This is a genomic window from Acinetobacter kanungonis, assembly GCF_009939195.1.
GTDB classification, from domain to species: Bacteria; Pseudomonadota; Gammaproteobacteria; order Pseudomonadales; family Moraxellaceae; genus Acinetobacter; species Acinetobacter kanungonis.
In genome coordinates, this window is the sequence record NZ_JAACKC010000004.1 from 293,395 (window position 1) to 308,900 (window position 15,506).

Sequence of the window (15,506 nt, forward strand, 5' to 3'; positions counted from 1 at the left end):
TCTGTTATTTTTTGTATTTAAACCTTGGGGACATCAGTTATAGTTAAACACAAGAAATAACGCTCTAACTCAGCCAAACATAAACAGATAATACATTAGGAAAGGTGCAGATAAATGTCTTACCAAACCTCTATTCATTTTGATCCAACGGCCTTACTGATAATAAAAAATGAGGTTGATAACTCGATCAAGTTAGTTGAAGCTGCGGTCAGTACCTTAGCAGAGGATCATGCTCTACCGTTTGGTATTGATGATGCACTGAATCAGTTTGAACAATGCGCACAAGTTCTAGTGTTAATCGACATGCCAAACTTAGGGCAAATTGCACAGTATTCTGCTGAACTGATGCGCAAAATCATGGCAAATCCAGAAAACATCAATACACAGGATGTGGTCGCACTCAGTGAAGGCACCACCATGCTGAAACGCTATATTGAGTTTATCTGCCTGCGTGAAGTTAAAATTCCTCAGTTTCTACTCGATACCCTCAACCGTCTGGAACTTGCCTTAGGTAAACCACTCACGCATGAAGGTCATCAGCTTGAATCACTGTTAAACACTGTTCAGCCAAACTTCCAGTTACCAACCATTCCGACCCTTGAAAAGTCTGAATATGTGCATCGTTTATATAAACTTGCCCTGCATAAACTGCTGAAGCAGCAAGAAACTGAACTCGATTTACAGGCAATTCGTCTTGTTGGAACTTATCTCGCAGGTTTAGCAAATCAGTTACCAAGCCAACAATACTGGGGGCTGGTACACGTTGCTTTCAACCAAATTGATAATTTACTGTTTACCGATGCCCGCTTACGCAGTCTGATTGACATCGAACGTAATATGGCCGCATTTTTCCTTGCGCCTGAAAGCTTCAATGCCAATTTAAAAGACCTGTCGAATATTCTGAGCTTGTGTATTAGCCAAGAAGATGAGTCAGCACAAAGCATCCGTGACCAACTCAATATTGGGGATGATGCACTCACCGACACGCAACTGCATGTATTTAGTCGCCATCTATATGGTCCTGACTTTAATACCATTCACACCATTAGCGGACTTGTAACCACTGAAATGGCACAAATTCGTAATGAAATTGAATACAACTACCAAACCATGTCGGTAGAAAAGACACAAGAGTTACAGGCTAAAATTAAAGAGTTAGCGAATATTTTCAAAGTCTTAAATCTGAATGAAGCCTATCAAGACTTATCTCGTCAGGCTGAAACATTGAATCAGACCGATGTATTAAAAGATGAAAACTTTGCTCAACAATTGATGAAAGGCATCTTATCTGCCATGAATTCAATTGGCATTCTTGAACGTCATCATACCTCGAACCGTTTGCAGCTTCGTGTGAACAACATGAATGTTTCTCTGGATCGCCTTGATGAAGCACATGAAGCCTTGCTGAATGAAACCAAAACCTTGGTGGACAGTTCTGCAACCAGTTTGGTGCAATATCTTCAAGATCAATTCTTGGGTGCTTTAGGCAATCTCCCTGCGCAGTTGCATGAAATCAGTGGTGCGCTGTTATTCCTAAATTCTGCAGAAGGTCAACAAGCCTTAAAAAATGCTGCAAATTTTGTACAACAAAAGCTCGAAGTATCAGGCAGTATTTCTCAACAGGAAGTAAATTACATTTTGGACACTTTAGCGGGTGCGGAAATGATGATTGACAACCTGAAGAACAAACAGCCTGTATTACACTCAATGTTTGATGTAGCATTAAACAGCAGTCAAAAACTAAACGCCGAAGTAGCCGCCTAATGTCAGAACTATCACTTGCTTATATTTTTCATCAACAACAACTTCTCGTCGATGATCAGCTCCAACTGCCTAAAGTTGAGCGTTTAGCAAGTGATCTGCATTTACACACGGGCAATACTGTCATTGCCCGTGATCTTCTCGCCCATGAAAGCATTCCAGACGGCTTACAGTTGGTGCCTATTCGCCAGCTACTAACCCAATGGACCACCAAGCAGTTTGAGCAAGCCAGTCGTGCGCTACAACTTCTCGAGTGGCGTCGCAATCATAAATTCTGTAGTCATTGCGGGCATGAAACGCAAGTACATGCCACTGAATATGCCATGATCTGCCCTGCTTGCCATTATCATCAATATCCACGGGTTCAACCCTGTGTCATTACCGTGATTACCCGCGGTGAAGATGAAATACTTTTGGCCAAGAACGCAAAAAACACCAACAATATGTATGGTCTGATTGCAGGCTTTGTCGAAGTGGGTGAAACCTTGGAAGATGCGGTCCGTCGTGAAACTGAAGAAGAAGTCGGTTTAAAGCTCAAGAATATTCAATATTTGGCGAGCCAGCCGTGGCCCTTCCCGAGTAATTTAATGATTGCCTTCCGTGCTGAATATGCCGCGGGTGATATTGCATTACAAGAAGAAGAAATCAGCGATGCGCAATTTTTCAAATTTGACCAACTCCCTCAGATTCCATTCAAAGGGAGTATTGCATACGCCATGATCATGCATGTGACTCAAGGACAGCCTGTTGCAGATGACACGCATCTATGGCTTTAGCGCTTCCTCAATTGCCACCAAAATTTGTTCTTTGGTTTCAAAATAACGGCTGAACAAACTCGAGACCGATCCCATCACAGTAATATGCCCTGTGCGAGGAATGACGATCATTTTACTGTGATTGCCTTTTTCTTTGAGTACGCGATCAAAATCTTCAGTATTGTTATGTCCCACAATTTGGTCATTCTCTGCCATCACCAAATAATGTTTAATGCTGTTGGATGCCACAAAGTAATACGGCATGACCTGCTGGAAAGGTACACTTTGATCAAATGCCTCTGCACAAAGTGGGTCACCTTTATAGTCAAAATGATAAGGACCTGCAACGCCAATAATGGCGCGGATTTGTGCACGGCATTGCAGCTCATACTGCTGTGGATGATAGACGGCTGACATGACATTAAATGCCCCAGCCGAATGCCCCATCAACACCACATTATCGGTACGAATCGCCAGCTTGTGCTGATGCAGACTCAAGAAATTGAGTGCGAGGGTTAAATCATCCACATAGCTAGGGAAAATATACTGCGGTGCAAGATGATAGTTAATCACAGCAACATCATAACCTTCACGAGCAAAAGCTTCCCCTACAAAGCGGTAAGAACTTTTATCTCCGTGCGTCCAAGCACCCCCATGCACAAATACAATCAGGGGTTGGTTCAACTGCGGTTTGTGCGCTTTGAATAAATCGAGACGATGACGTGCTTTTAAGCCATAAGCAATGTTTTCATGCAGTGTATATCCCTCACGCGGTGTGAGTTGATTCAATGCATAGCTGCCGACATCGTAGATGCGAAAGTCTCGAATAAAATCTTTCGCAGTCCCCACGGTGTCATTTAATTGTCTAATCCAATATTCGGATTTATTGAACATTCGTCGGTTCTACCTGATCTGGGTCAATAGCTACAGGCGTTTGAACTTCGGGCTGCGCATTACTGGCTACAGGGCTTACCAAACTAGAATTTATTGACTTCTGTCCTTGATCGACATTATCAACCAATGTCACGATTTTAGTGACGTTACCCACTTGCTGTAACACGTTGTTCAAATCATTGATTTCAGCATTATTCAAACGCCCCATCACGTACAACACACCATCTTCAGTATGTACACGGACTTTGCTGTCTGCAACCACTGGAGCTTTCATAATCAAACCACGTGTATTTGCTGTCGCAGTCGCATCTTGCATAATGGTGTTATAACCAATTTTATCACCTACAGTGATAAAATTATGCACATTTTTTACATCACTCATCGCGCGGACATTGTCTTCAGCCAGTTGTTTTAAATGCTGATCTGGCACTTGCCCAGTCAATAATACGTTGCCATAAAAGCTTTCGATATTGACGCGTGACTGTTTAAAACGAGAATCTAATTTATATAAATTAATATTCGCTGTACGTTCAATTGAGGAATCAATAAAGACCTGTCCAAGTGAGCGTACCCCACTTTCGGTTCCAACTGGTGCAGTCCCTGTACCACCTGAAATAAAACTCGCACAGCCCGTTAAACTAAGACCTGCGACACAAAGCACTGTCATTGCAATACGATTCAACACTCAGCAAGACTCCTCACTTATTTCATTCATTTTTCTATAGCATTGATGCTTCCTGTTCCTTCAAAGATTAATGAACTCTGAATCAAAAGTAAAAGCATTTTCTATCCATTGCAGATCATAAGTGAAACTGGAAAAGTCATACTGTACTGTTTTTGAAAATTGTTGATAAAAATCAAAACAAATCACATCAAATCGACAATAGAACTGCTCATATTCAGGATATTCATGTAAAAAACACAGCGCGGTTTTAATTAATTTACGCTGTTTCGAAGCGGATACCACTTCATTGGCATGTCCAAAGCGGGTCAAAGCACGTGCCTTCACCTCTACCAAGAGCAATTCCTCGCCTTGTTGCACCACCAAATCCAGCTCACCATAACGGCTATGATAATTTTGTTGCACCAATTGAAAACCTTGCTGCTGTAAAAGCATGAGTGCTTCATTTTCCGCCCAATCACCAAGGGCTTGTGCTGTCGTTTTGCCACTCAATTTTTCTGATCCATTTTTATTACAAGCATCTGTTTTAATTTTCATCTTAAGGGACTGATTTTATGTTGATCTCAGATTATTCTAGTAAAAGTCAGGATCAGTTCACAAATGCAAAGCGATGATGACATTAATTAAAAATCTGTATTTTCATCCTGTTTGAGCTTTGCTCATGCTTCAATCTGCATCGCATAACACAATGTTACAGGCTGAATAGTCCACGTCCATCCAATCTAATTCGCGTCTAGCACGTGGATTCAGGTAGAATAGGGGTATTCTAGCGCGTTGGGGAAATCCTGTTCCCGCACAACTTTGAGCGCATCATTCTTTTACTTATTCTTTTTTGGCATGGAGACTTCACATGAGTGCTCAGTTATTTGTTGTAGCCACCCCGATCGGGCACTTAGATGACATGACTTTTCGTGCAATTGATACCTTGAAATCTGTCAGCGTCATTGCGGCTGAAGATACCCGTACCTCGGCGCAATTACTGAAACATTTTAATATTTCGACCCCACTGACTGCCTGCCATGACCACAATGAAAGCAACAAAATTGATATCTTGGTGCAACGCCTGTTAAAAGGCGAAAATATGGCATTGATCAGTGATGCGGGCACCCCCTTAATTAGCGACCCTGGTTTTAAACTGGTACGTGCTGCACAAGAGCATGGCATTCGTGTAATTCCAGTCCCTGGTGCCTGTGCCGCGATTGCCGCTTTAAGTAGTGTCGGTTTACCAAGTGACCGTTTTAGCTTTGAAGGCTTCTTATCTTCTAAGGCGACTCAACGTCTTGCTCAACTTGAAAAGCTTAAAGATGAAACCCAAACTTTGATTTTTTATGAAGCACCACATCGAATTTTAGACTGTGTCAAAAACATGGCGGAAGTCTTTGGTGCTGATCGTCCTGTTGGATTTGCCCGAGAAATTACCAAAACCTTTGAAACTATTCGTAAAATGACGTTGGGTGAGTTGGTTCAGTTCATTGAATCTGACCATAATCAGCAAAAAGGTGAAATCGTCTTGGTGGTGGGTGGTGCAACCCAAGAAAAAGATATGGAACAAGAAAAGCTGGATCAACTTCTGAAACGCCTGCTACAAGATTTATCTGTCAAAGCAGCCTCGCAATTGGCTGCGGACTTAACAGGTATTAAGAAAAAAATCGCCTATCAGCGTGCATTAGAACTTACGGCTGACTAAGGCAATCGCTTTAAAGCAGAGCGCATAAAAAACCACTCGCAGGAGTGGTTTTTTATGCCGAAATTAGTCGTGTGCAGTTTCATCTGGTGGCACTTCGGTGATTCGCCCACCACGCGCCAAAAATGCTGCCACTTCATCTTCCAATGCCTGACGTTGCTTTTGCTTAGCCGTCACGGTTAATGTTTCTGCCTCAGCAACATCACCATCAGAAGCACCTTCTGCTGCTTCATCAGAAGCACCTTTTTCGGCAGCCTTCGCTTCGTCCTCATCCACTGCTGAGTCTTCTACGTCGTCATAATCATTCATGTCCGTCATCTTTCTCTCCCCGCAATGACTTCTATCTACATCGTTTCGAATCGGTTTCGAATTACGAAGAAATTTAACAATCTAAATCGATTTCGCCTAGTACTTAATGCAAAAAAATCGTATCTTTTTTAATCAAATTCGTAATCAGCTTTAACTAAATGCCTAAAAACTATCTATTTAAATCTAATTTGCATAACGGGTATTTTTGAGTGCCTGTAAACCATTAGCTTGCAGCATAAAGGCATCTTTCAATACGGCTTGCTGCTCCACCTGTTTTAAGCCGACATTACGTGCCCAAATAATTGGGAACAAAGTTGTGGTCTCTAACCAGCCAATTGCCGACATGCTGTGCATCATGGCATCGTTTTGCCCTTTACGACTATGTTCATAACGTTGCAAGGTTTGGTCATGCGCCCAGACTCCACGCGATAAATCATGCAACAAGGCATCACAAAGTACCGCAGCATCTAGACAGCCAATATTCACCCCTTGCCCCGCCAAAGGATGGATCACATGTGCTGCATCACCAATGAGCGCCAGACCTGAAGTCATGTATTGCTGCGCTGCACGTGCTTTCAAAGGGAACATGGCACGTGGTGTGGCTTCAAGGACTTCTCCCAGCATATGCTGACTTTCGCGTGTCAACAGCTGTAAAAAGGCGTGATCGTCCAATGCAGTATATTCTTCAGCATAATCATCGGGTAAGGTCCAGACAATTGACTGCCAGTAACCATCTTGCTCTGGGTTGAGGCTCGCCATTGGTAAAAATGCTAAAGGCCCCGTTTCCAAGAAGATTTGACGTGCTACATGTTGATGCGGCTGTGCGGTACGAATGGCGCAGGTCACGCCTGCTTGACGATAATCCAAGATATCCAGATCAATAAATGCCTGTTCGCGAACAAAAGAATTTGCACCATCCGCACCAATCACCAGTTTAGTTTGTAATTGCGTGCCATCTGCCAAGTGAATATGCCAAACACCCACGCCACGTTCTACACGTGTCACGTTTACTTGAGTTCGATAATCTTTCACTTGGCTCAACATGCGTTGCTGAATGGCCAAGTTGAGAATACTTGGTTCCACCATTGAACCTAATGCTTGCTCAATGGAAGGTGTTTTTTCACTGGCATGCCCGAAATTGATGTCACCATAGCCATTTTTATTCCAGACTTGCATGCCGCTATAGGGCATCTGACGTGCTAGCAAATCCCAAACTTGAACGGTTTTTAGTAAATGGATGGTGGCTTGACTCAAAGCCAGCACGCGAGGATTGGCAACTGCCAACACCTTGCTTTCATCGAGAATTGGTGCAGCATCTAAAACGGTAGCTTGTACACCGCCTTGGGCCAGTAATAAGGCAGTTAATCCACCGACCAATCCACCACCGACAATCACGACATCGAGAACTTGGCTCATGCTTTTAATCCCATTGCGTAAGTGGCGACAAGTGGCTTAATCCCTGGAATCAAGTCAAAGGCGATGAGTCCTGTATTGCGTAATAATTTCAGCATCGGATTTTGATTACTAAAACCACGTACCACGCTGTCGCAGAACTTAATCACGCGTTGCTGGTCTTTTAAACGGGCTTGTTCATATTCAAGTAACATGTTTGGCTCGCCAATGTCAGCACCTGCGGCTTGTTGTGCTTCTAAATAACGCAGCAATACATATGCGTCGCGCATACACAAGTTAAATCCTTGTCCAGCTACGGGGTGAATGGTATGTGCGGCATTACCCATGAGCACCACACGACCTACTGCCTGCTTTTCTGCTAATACTTGTGACAATGGATAGCTAAAACGCTTGCCCGTTTTCTGGAATTTACCCGCACGGTCACCATAAGTTTGCTGTAAGGCATCCAAGAAATGCTGGTCATTTTCTTCACCCAACCATTCCTGTTCAGTGCCCTTTTTCACAGGCCATACCACTGAACGACGGTATTCCCCTGGTAAAGGCAATAACGCCAACGGTCCAAGTGGACTAAAACGTTCAAAGCCGACGTGCTGATGCGGTTTTGAGGTTTGTACTGTAGTGACAATTGCCACTTGGTCATAGTCATGCTCAGAAACACCCACACCCAGCGCTTGACGACAGAATGAATCTCGACCATCGGCTGCAATTACCAATTTAGCTTGTAGCTGGAGCTGCTCTTCACCACGTGATGCCGTAATATACGCATGCTCTGCATCTTGTGTGAGTGAAGTAACTTGCACGCCATCAATTAGTTCGATTAAAGCTTGCTGGCGAACTTGCGTGAGTAAAACACGTCCTAACCACGCATTTTCAATAACTTGACCAAAACTTTCGACTTTTTCTTGTTCTGCCAATAAACGTGCCTTACCAAAGCTGCCCTGTTCTGTAATATGCACTTGTAAAATAGGCGTGGCATGTTGTTGCAAGGCATCCCATAAGCCGAGTTCTTGGTAAATTTGAACGCTACGGCGAGATAAAGCACTATTTCGTGCATCGAAACTGGAATGGTAAGGCGCAAGATTGATGTCATCATAATTTGGGTATTTGATGGCTTCGAGCAGTTTGACTGCAATATTTGCTTTCGCCAACATTAAAGCCAGACTCAGTCCGACCATTCCACCACCGACAATGATGACTTCTTGCTGCATGCTTGTATCCTTTTTATGGCGTATTCGAGGTGAGTAGCCTCAAAATACCTATAAGTTTTAATGGATTTTATATTACATGAAAGCGTTTCATTTTTATAATGGAATGGACGGTTTTACGTACTATCAAGGTAAAGTGTGCAGTCATGATTTTGAAAAAGTATGTCCCGTCGGCTATTGCTAGACTTACTCAAGTTTTTGTTTAAGCTAACTTATAGAAAACGTGAAACAATGTTGAATCATTATTCGTGGAACATGAAAAATCACAAAAAAGTCGATCTAGTGCGCTGAACACTAGACCAGCTTGATATAAGCTTATGAATTAAATGAAATAAAAAAGAGCATTTCTATAACGTGCATTATGTTAAATGGAGCAATTTTCTTCAATTAGCATGCAGACCAAGTCCATCTCAGGGCAAAGATATCCCATTGAAGTTAAAGCTGTTGTGATTTGTCCTTTATGGTGAGTCCCATGATTAAAAACATGCAATAGAGTGGCGGCATAAGGCAAACTCATGTCTTTACCTGAAGATGTTTTATACTTTAAATCATAATTGAATTTTTCAACATCAACATCTCTTAAAAAATCTATCCAATTATGATCTTTGTCCTCTAGCTGATAAATCAACTTATCTTTATCATTTTCTATGATAGTGTTTAACTTAAGTACAGGTGAAGTTTTTCCTAAAAAACGAGGAAACCACAGGTAGTGTTCACCAACAAGCAAATGATTTAAAGTTCCAGAGATACTTTTGAAATAAAGTCCACATTCGGCATTGAAATCAGCATCAGAAACACTCTTTAAAACTTGATTTAATTTGCGGGTAGACCAAACGTTATATCGAGCTAATAATTCAAAAGTTTTTAAATCCATTCATTTTTACTCTTTAATTTCCTGTTGGAAAGCCATGAAACATCCATTGTATACCCCACAAAAAAGCTAAAATTAAAATTACAAAAAAGATGATTTCTAATTTTTTCATTTTTAAATATTTCTAAAATAAACATAATACGGATTATGCGAAATGCGGACGTTTAAGGCCGCATTTTTTTATTTTTTAAACTAGATTTTTTCGATATTGAATAAAGCCAGTATTTATCGCTACTTGATCATATAAAATTCTTGCTTGATAGTTTGTTTCTTGAGTTAACCAATAGACTCGAGAACAATTTTTCTTATGAGCTTCAGCATATACCGCGTCTATCAAACTTTTACCACAGCCTTTAGCACGATTATCTGTTTGTACAAAAAGGTCTTGAAGATAGCAATAATCACCCTCTGTCCAGGTGCTACGATGAAAAATATAGTGCACTAAGCCAATTAGTTTCTTATCTACTTCAAGCACAAAACACCCCATTCCTTCACTTTCATCAATTAGACGATTAAAAGTTAATTTAGAAAGCTCTGATGTTAAACTCACTTTATAGAAGTCCTGATATCCCTTCCAAAGATTTAACCAATTCTCATAATCTTGTTTTAGAAGTTTTCTTACTTGCATGATCCTCTCTCTTTAAATTTCCTAAAATAACATAATTCACGTTATACGAAATACAGGTACTAATAACCAAATAAAATTTTATAAATCAATACATTAATTATCTTCAAAAGGGGATCTTTCTAATATTTTTTTTATATTCTTTTCTTTTTTTACTTTCCATTCATCACTGATTAAACCAAAAAGTTCAATTCGTTTTGCAAAAACGATACGACGGAAATCTTGTCCTCTAGTTCTATTTTTAAATTCAAAATCAAACGAATAACTAGATATACAATCATCCATTATCCAATAACACAACTCATCAAAATCATTGGTTTTTCTTTCAAAATACACCTCTCCTCTTTCTGCAGAAATATACCAATATTTATCTTCATGGATTAATACATATGGAGTTCCATCATTCTGAACTGCGGGCCAAACTCTTTTTTTTTCTAGCCCAATTTTTTCACAAATTTGATCAACCTTAGACTGAATTTCTAGAAAGGTAAGCATTATTCTGTGATTCTCCAAATTGTTTTAATATCTATTTAACATAAAATCTCTTCTACAAAATCCAAATATTCAAAAGCCGATCATCTGATCGGCTTTTTTAAAATTATGATTACTGAGCCATCAAAGCTTCAATAGCTTCTACTGATTTGACTACATCTTTGGTTAAAACCAATGGACCATTGGTCGTTGCTACCACATCATCCTCAATACGAATACCAATACCGCGCCATTTCGCATCCACCGTTTCATCATCAGGGGCAATATAAAGACCTGGTTCAATGGTTACCACCATACCCGCTTCATATGGACGCCATTCCCCAGCGTGCTTATAAGCACCGACATCATGCACATCCATGCCTAACCAGTGACCAGTACCATGCATATAAAATTGGCGATAAGCTTCGGTTTCAATAATTTGTTCGAGATCACCCTGCATAATGCCAAGAGACAATAAACCTTCCACCAAAATACGCACCGCAACATTGTGTGGCTCTTTATAAGAATTGCCAATTTGCACAGCGTCAATCGCTGCAAGCTGAGCATTTAATACAATTTCATATAAAGCTTTTTGTTCAGGGCTAAACTTGCCATTTACAGGGAAAGTACGGGTAATGTCCGATGCATAAAGCTCGTATTCACAAGCCGCATCTATCAGAACCAAATCACCATCTTTTAATTCTTGATTATTTTCAACATAGTGCAAAATACAGGCATTGGCACCACCACCGACAATACTGTTATAGGCTGGTACGCAACCTTGTTGCCCAAATACATAATTCAGTTCGGCTTCGAGCGCGTATTCCATCATGCCCACATGCACCGCTTGCATGGCTCGGGTATGTGCTTTTGCACTAATATTCGATGCAATCTGCATCAATTCAATTTCTTGTTCCGATTTAAATAAACGAATTTCATCTAGAATGCGATCCAGTTGAATCACTTGTGCAGGTGATTCATTACCACGGCGTTGCTGTGCATCTGCCTGCTGAATCCATTTGCTGACACGGACATCAAACTCGGAACTGTGTCCAATGCGATAAAATAATTTCTGTTTATTAACTAATTTTTCAATAATTTCTTCATCAAGCAGATCAATGGCATAGGCTTCATCGGCCTCATAATCATCAATTGCGCCATCAATGCCTGCACGGTATCCGTTCCAGATTTCCATCTCACGGTTACGTTCACGACAGAACAAGCTATAGGTATAGCCTTCGTCTAAAGATTCATACGTTTCAATCACAGCAACCGCTTCTGGTTCTGCAAAACCTGTCAAATAGAAAAAACTGCTGTCCGCTCGAAATTTGTAGTCTGCATCTCGGTTACGAATTGCCACTGGGCTGGTTGCAATAATCGCGATGCTGTGTGGTCCCATTTCCTCTGCGAGGCGGTCACGACGTTCCTTAAAATCAACTTGAGTCAGTTTTTTCATTGAATGTTCTTCAGTCTTGTTTAATAAAGAATAGGGTTGCTGTGCTGTGATCTTAAAGCAAAAAATCGACCAAAATTAACTTGGTCGATGCGGTGTAAACATTTCTACAACATTGTTTTCTGCACCAGTTTTCTGCTGCTGCATTTTGGCGTGAAAGTTTTGTAGCAATGAACTTTCATCTACCGCTACTTTCTTACGTCCTAAAGCCAAGCTCACTGGAATCAAACGGACAAACTCGTACAGCTCTTGATAACTGTCTTCGCCTTCTTCGTCATTGTCAGAGTCTTCAAACTCAACCGCAGCCACATCTTGCAAATGCTCGATCAGCTCCATTTCATCTTGACGGATATGCCCTGAGGCTAAACCAAAGCCCAATACCACACCAGCACACCAGTCTGCCAAGGCTTGTACGCGATCTGCCAGTACATGCTCATCATCTGGAAGTAACGGTAAATAGTCCAATTCATCTTCAGACAGTGCATGTGACACGTCTTCAGCTTCATCTGTGAGCATGCTTAAGGCTAAATCGTTCAATTCTGGCACATTTAAGGTCGCCAAAATTTGTTGCCACTCTTCACGCGTTGGTGATTGAGTCACACAAACGATACCTGTCAGTAACCCATGTAACTCACTTGGGCTTGAAATCTCTTCAATTTGAGAAAAATGTTGGTGCCATTCCGACCAACCTGAAATATCGTCTTGCATTCGTTTATCCAATCTCTATACTTCTTATATATTACCTTTGTTTGCAACACTGTGCGACTACGTTATGTTAGAAGAATTACAGCGTCTACAAGCGCATATTGGCGTTTTAAAAACCCGACTCGCGCATTATGAAACCGAAAATAATGCCCTGACTGAAGCCAGCGCAACTGCCGCTGAGCAACATCATGCCCAAGTTGTGCATAAAAACGGCATTATTATCAAAAAACAAGAAGAAATTGAAACCCTGACTGAACAATTGACCGAGTTACAGTCTCAATTCAAGCAACTGAATACGGATGCAACCGCTTTGGCGGACCGTTATAGCCGTTTGGAAAAAAGCTGTACCGATTTAAAGAATCGTTTTCAGGATATTCTGAGTGAACGTAATGAGTTACGTGCCATTAAAGAAAAAATGCAGAATGAACAACGTCATGCGCAGCAAGAAATTCAAGGTTTGCAGCAAGAGCGTGAACGCTTGTTACAAAAAAATGAGTTGGCGCGTACCAAAGTTGAAACCATTATTCAGCGTCTGTCTATTTTAGGCACTGAGCAAGATCAGCATGCGCAAGAAATTCAACAATTGGCTCATCCCACCGAAGTAAATGAGGAAATGCAATCATGAGTGAACAAATTCCTGTTGAACTACGTGTATTGGGACATAGCTTCCGTTTAGCCACCACTGAAGATAAAAAGGGTGACTTAGAACGTGCCGCACAATTGTTGAATGACAAATATGATGAGTTCCGTCGTCAAGCGCCCCGTGTAGAACCGAGCAAGCTGATTATTATGGTGGCACTGGAATTGATGCAAGAAGTGCTCGCCATGAATAAGTCTTTACAGGAATATGCACATTGCGAACGTTTGTTAAGCACCATTCTTGAAGAAGTGCAAACACTTACCTAGTTTCACGTTTATTTGCATAATCTCTCGACAAACAGCACCAAACTTTACAGTTCTTTGCCTACTATGATTTGCCAGTATTTCATTATCCGTTATACTAGGCTTAACTCTGAGATGTTCGCCAGCGGGTCTATTCCCCTGCCGATACTTAAACTTATGGATTGCGTTCTGTATATTTAGAGTGTATGCCCACCTTCGAGTGGGAAACCCAGCAAGTATACGTCGCGTCCACCTTGAACTCATCGGGTTCAGGGTAACGACACATGCAGCGGCATCATCGGAGTGCTTCATTTTTTCAATGATAATTATAACAAACGCTTAAATTACTGAATTCAAATCAGTGCTCTTGATCTCTATATTCCCAGTATTTTACAACGCCATGCTTTTAGCTGGATATTGCCTAGTAATTGGAAGAGTCAGATCAATAACACTGCAAAGAAATCTTTCCAATTCCCTCGCCTCATTTTATCCGTGCAATTTGAAGGCTAAATTCTGTCTGACCGCAGGCCACTCACTGCGCAAAATACTGTACACATAGGTATCGCGTAAAATATCGTCTTTTACAATCTGATGGCTTCTTAATATCCCATCCAGTTTGGCACCTAGGCGTTCAATCGCAGCACGGCTTTTAAAATTAAAGGACGATGTCCTAAACTCAACCGCAATACAATTCAAAACCTCAAAAGCATGGTTCAGCAAGAGTTGCTTGGCTTCGGTATTGACTGCACTACGCTGTGCTGATTGGCGATACCACGTCGAGCCGATTTCCAAACGACGGTGTGCAGCCTCAATATGCATAAAACTGGTCATACCTAATACTTTGCCACTTTGGCGCTCAAACACTGTGAAAGGCAACATTTGACCTTGCTGTTGCAGCGCTAAACGCCTTTGAATTTCAGCCAACATGTTTTCTGGGCTTGGAATGAAGGTGAACCAAAGTTTCCATAACTCGCCATCTTGTACGGCTTCACTTAACTCAAGATGATGTGATTCATCGAGTGGTCTTAAAATGACATGCTGCCCAAGCAATGTCACGGGCTCTATCCATTGCATCGTGGATTCCTCACCTTGTTCTTTATTCACATGACTGTTTTATTTTTGATGCAGCGACCTGATGCATGGCATCCCCCATAGCATGTTGCCCCGTTGCTGTTAAAGCATTGGCAACACCTAGAACATCCCGATATTCCTTGTTTTGCCCAAGTTTGGCTTTGCCTTGTAATCGGGTGATTTGTATTTCAATCCCCACAATGGCTTTTAGCATCGGTTCTAAATAGTCTTTTGGTGCATCTGACATTTTCCAAGGTTCTGCTTGTGTGGCTTCATGTGTACGCGTTAAGCGTGCCACCACACCTCGAACATAGCGTTCATCATCGCGGATTTTCACGGTGCCATAAGCATGTACTGCCCTGTAGTTCCACGTTGGAACTTGTTGATGATGCTCCTGTTTAATCGGATACCATTGTGGCGAGATATAGGCATCTCCCGCCCGAAATACCACCAGTACCTCATCCCCATCTTGAATGTCTTGCCAGACAGGATTACTTCGCGACACATGTGCATGCAATACCCCTAGTTCTGACTGATCGGTGCTGAGTTCAAAAGGAAGATGATTCGCATCCAAACCACTGCTGCCATGCGTAAACAGAATACCCAAAGCATGCTGTTTGATGAGTTGATGCATGACGTCAATTTGCGGGATGTCAAAATCTGCGGGGATATACATGGCTTACACTCTTTTAATGGTGACTCAAAAATGAAGATGACTTTATTGT

At 41.5% G+C, this 15,506-nt stretch carries 18 protein-coding genes and 1 other RNA gene; 6 read left to right on the top strand and 13 right to left on the bottom strand.

The window, feature by feature from the left end; all coding sequences use genetic code 11:
- The first annotated feature begins 114 nt into the window (after window positions 1-114).
- Window positions 115-1,764, top strand: coding sequence for a chemotaxis protein (locus GWK51_RS09590; protein ID WP_161933529.1), 1,650 nt, complete (start codon window positions 115-117; stop codon window positions 1,762-1,764).
- Window positions 1,764-2,537: an NAD(+) diphosphatase gene (gene nudC / locus GWK51_RS09595; protein ID WP_161933530.1), complete on the top strand. Its 774-nt coding sequence runs from the start codon at window positions 1,764-1,766 to the stop codon at window positions 2,535-2,537. The genes GWK51_RS09590 and nudC overlap by 1 nt, the downstream gene beginning before the upstream one ends.
- Here nudC and GWK51_RS09600 read toward each other — a convergent pair.
- The 3 genes from GWK51_RS09600 to GWK51_RS09610 are packed head-to-tail and all read right to left on the bottom strand — an operon-like array spanning window position 2,526 to window position 4,584.
- Complete coding sequence (locus GWK51_RS09600) at window positions 2,526-3,410, bottom strand: alpha/beta hydrolase (protein ID WP_100243097.1); 885 nt, start codon at window positions 3,408-3,410, stop codon at window positions 2,526-2,528. The two genes, nudC and GWK51_RS09600, sit on opposite strands and share 12 nt — an antisense overlap.
- The gene (locus GWK51_RS09605; RefSeq protein WP_100243098.1) at window positions 3,400-4,095 is read right to left on the bottom strand and encodes a BON domain-containing protein; all 696 of its coding nucleotides are present in this window, start codon (window positions 4,093-4,095) and stop codon (window positions 3,400-3,402) included. Before GWK51_RS09605 ends, GWK51_RS09600 begins: the two co-directional genes overlap by 11 nt.
- Window positions 4,096-4,155: 60 nt before the next feature.
- Window positions 4,156-4,584 carry a YraN family protein gene (locus GWK51_RS09610; protein WP_268895802.1) on the bottom strand — a complete coding sequence of 143 codons (429 nt, stop codon included), beginning with the start codon at window positions 4,582-4,584 and terminating at the stop codon, window positions 4,156-4,158.
- Window positions 4,585-4,942: 358 nt separating this feature from the next.
- Between GWK51_RS09610 and rsmI the strand changes: the two genes are divergently transcribed.
- Window positions 4,943-5,779, top strand: a complete 837-nt coding sequence (rsmI, locus tag GWK51_RS09615; RefSeq protein ID WP_142768079.1) for a 16S rRNA (cytidine(1402)-2'-O)-methyltransferase — start codon at window positions 4,943-4,945, stop codon at window positions 5,777-5,779.
- 63 nt (window positions 5,780-5,842) lie between these two features.
- Here rsmI and GWK51_RS09620 read toward each other — a convergent pair whose 3' ends face one another.
- From GWK51_RS09620 to GWK51_RS09655, 8 genes are all read right to left on the bottom strand, one after another.
- Window positions 5,843-6,094 carry a hypothetical protein gene (locus tag GWK51_RS09620; RefSeq protein ID WP_142768078.1) on the bottom strand — a complete coding sequence of 84 codons (252 nt, stop codon included), beginning with the start codon at window positions 6,092-6,094 and terminating at the stop codon, window positions 5,843-5,845.
- Between the two features lie 174 nt (window positions 6,095-6,268).
- Window positions 6,269-7,501: an FAD-dependent monooxygenase gene (locus GWK51_RS09625; RefSeq protein WP_161933532.1), complete on the bottom strand. Its 1,233-nt coding sequence runs from the start codon at window positions 7,499-7,501 to the stop codon at window positions 6,269-6,271.
- Window positions 7,498-8,706, bottom strand: a complete 1,209-nt coding sequence (ubiH, locus tag GWK51_RS09630; RefSeq protein ID WP_161933533.1) for a 2-octaprenyl-6-methoxyphenyl hydroxylase — start codon at window positions 8,704-8,706, stop codon at window positions 7,498-7,500. The genes GWK51_RS09625 and ubiH overlap by 4 nt, the downstream gene beginning before the upstream one ends.
- A gap of 361 nt (window positions 8,707-9,067) precedes the next feature.
- Window positions 9,068-9,577 carry a DinB family protein gene (locus GWK51_RS09635; protein ID WP_161933534.1) on the bottom strand — a complete coding sequence of 170 codons (510 nt, stop codon included), beginning with the start codon at window positions 9,575-9,577 and terminating at the stop codon, window positions 9,068-9,070.
- 184 nt (window positions 9,578-9,761) lie between these two features.
- Window positions 9,762-10,202: a GNAT family N-acetyltransferase gene (locus GWK51_RS09640; RefSeq protein WP_161933535.1), complete on the bottom strand. Its 441-nt coding sequence runs from the start codon at window positions 10,200-10,202 to the stop codon at window positions 9,762-9,764.
- Between the two features lie 93 nt (window positions 10,203-10,295).
- Window positions 10,296-10,694, bottom strand: coding sequence for an Imm63 family immunity protein (locus GWK51_RS09645; protein ID WP_161933536.1), 399 nt, complete (start codon window positions 10,692-10,694; stop codon window positions 10,296-10,298).
- Between the two features lie 109 nt (window positions 10,695-10,803).
- Window positions 10,804-12,126 (bottom strand): Xaa-Pro aminopeptidase, encoded by a 1,323-nt coding sequence (gene pepP / locus GWK51_RS09650; RefSeq protein ID WP_161933537.1) that lies wholly within the window; start codon window positions 12,124-12,126, stop codon window positions 10,804-10,806.
- Between the two features lie 75 nt (window positions 12,127-12,201).
- The gene (locus tag GWK51_RS09655; RefSeq protein WP_100243106.1) at window positions 12,202-12,831 is read right to left on the bottom strand and encodes a UPF0149 family protein; all 630 of its coding nucleotides are present in this window, start codon (window positions 12,829-12,831) and stop codon (window positions 12,202-12,204) included.
- Between the two features lie 64 nt (window positions 12,832-12,895).
- On the opposite strand from GWK51_RS09655, the gene GWK51_RS09660 reads away from it, so the two are divergent.
- From GWK51_RS09660 to ssrS, 3 genes are all read left to right on the top strand, one after another.
- The gene (locus GWK51_RS09660; protein WP_100243107.1) at window positions 12,896-13,453 is read left to right on the top strand and encodes a hypothetical protein; all 558 of its coding nucleotides are present in this window, start codon (window positions 12,896-12,898) and stop codon (window positions 13,451-13,453) included.
- Window positions 13,450-13,734 (top strand): cell division protein ZapA, encoded by a 285-nt coding sequence (locus GWK51_RS09665; protein ID WP_161933538.1) that lies wholly within the window; start codon window positions 13,450-13,452, stop codon window positions 13,732-13,734. The genes GWK51_RS09660 and GWK51_RS09665 overlap by 4 nt, the downstream gene beginning before the upstream one ends.
- 100 nt (window positions 13,735-13,834) lie before the next feature.
- A non-coding RNA gene (ssrS, locus tag GWK51_RS09670) (6S RNA) lies at window positions 13,835-14,019 on the top strand.
- 177 nt (window positions 14,020-14,196) lie between these two features.
- Here the strand turns inward: ssrS and GWK51_RS09675 are convergent.
- Window positions 14,197-14,784 (bottom strand): GNAT family N-acetyltransferase, encoded by a 588-nt coding sequence (locus tag GWK51_RS09675; RefSeq protein WP_161933539.1) that lies wholly within the window; start codon window positions 14,782-14,784, stop codon window positions 14,197-14,199.
- A gap of 22 nt (window positions 14,785-14,806) precedes the next feature.
- Entirely contained in the window at window positions 14,807-15,457 is a 651-nt protein-coding gene (locus tag GWK51_RS09680; protein ID WP_161933540.1) for an FMN-binding negative transcriptional regulator, read from the bottom strand.
- Window positions 15,458-15,506 lie beyond the last annotated feature (49 nt).

What these genes read in the sequence shown, in the direction of transcription:
- GWK51_RS09590 (WP_161933529.1), top strand. Translation starts at nt 115, where the DNA reads ATGTCTTACCAAACCTCTATTCATTTTGATCCAACGGCCTTACTGATA.
- nudC (WP_161933530.1), top strand. Translation starts at nt 1,764, where the DNA reads ATGTCAGAACTATCACTTGCTTATATTTTTCATCAACAACAACTTCTC.
- GWK51_RS09600 (WP_100243097.1), bottom strand. Translation starts at nt 3,410, where the DNA reads ATGTTCAATAAATCCGAATATTGGATTAGACAATTAAATGACACCGTG.
- rsmI (WP_142768079.1), top strand. Translation starts at nt 4,943, where the DNA reads ATGAGTGCTCAGTTATTTGTTGTAGCCACCCCGATCGGGCACTTAGAT.
- GWK51_RS09620 (WP_142768078.1), bottom strand. Translation starts at nt 6,094, where the DNA reads ATGACGGACATGAATGATTATGACGACGTAGAAGACTCAGCAGTGGAT.
- GWK51_RS09625 (WP_161933532.1), bottom strand. Translation starts at nt 7,501, where the DNA reads ATGAGCCAAGTTCTCGATGTCGTGATTGTCGGTGGTGGATTGGTCGGT.
- ubiH (WP_161933533.1), bottom strand. Translation starts at nt 8,706, where the DNA reads ATGCAGCAAGAAGTCATCATTGTCGGTGGTGGAATGGTCGGACTGAGT.
- GWK51_RS09635 (WP_161933534.1), bottom strand. Translation starts at nt 9,577, where the DNA reads ATGGATTTAAAAACTTTTGAATTATTAGCTCGATATAACGTTTGGTCT.
- GWK51_RS09640 (WP_161933535.1), bottom strand. Translation starts at nt 10,202, where the DNA reads ATGCAAGTAAGAAAACTTCTAAAACAAGATTATGAGAATTGGTTAAAT.
- GWK51_RS09645 (WP_161933536.1), bottom strand. Translation starts at nt 10,694, where the DNA reads ATGCTTACCTTTCTAGAAATTCAGTCTAAGGTTGATCAAATTTGTGAA.
- pepP (WP_161933537.1), bottom strand. Translation starts at nt 12,126, where the DNA reads ATGAAAAAACTGACTCAAGTTGATTTTAAGGAACGTCGTGACCGCCTC.
- GWK51_RS09655 (WP_100243106.1), bottom strand. Translation starts at nt 12,831, where the DNA reads ATGCAAGACGATATTTCAGGTTGGTCGGAATGGCACCAACATTTTTCT.
- GWK51_RS09660 (WP_100243107.1), top strand. Translation starts at nt 12,896, where the DNA reads ATGTTAGAAGAATTACAGCGTCTACAAGCGCATATTGGCGTTTTAAAA.
- GWK51_RS09665 (WP_161933538.1), top strand. Translation starts at nt 13,450, where the DNA reads ATGAGTGAACAAATTCCTGTTGAACTACGTGTATTGGGACATAGCTTC.
- GWK51_RS09675 (WP_161933539.1), bottom strand. Translation starts at nt 14,784, where the DNA reads ATGCAATGGATAGAGCCCGTGACATTGCTTGGGCAGCATGTCATTTTA.
- GWK51_RS09680 (WP_161933540.1), bottom strand. Translation starts at nt 15,457, where the DNA reads ATGTATATCCCCGCAGATTTTGACATCCCGCAAATTGACGTCATGCAT.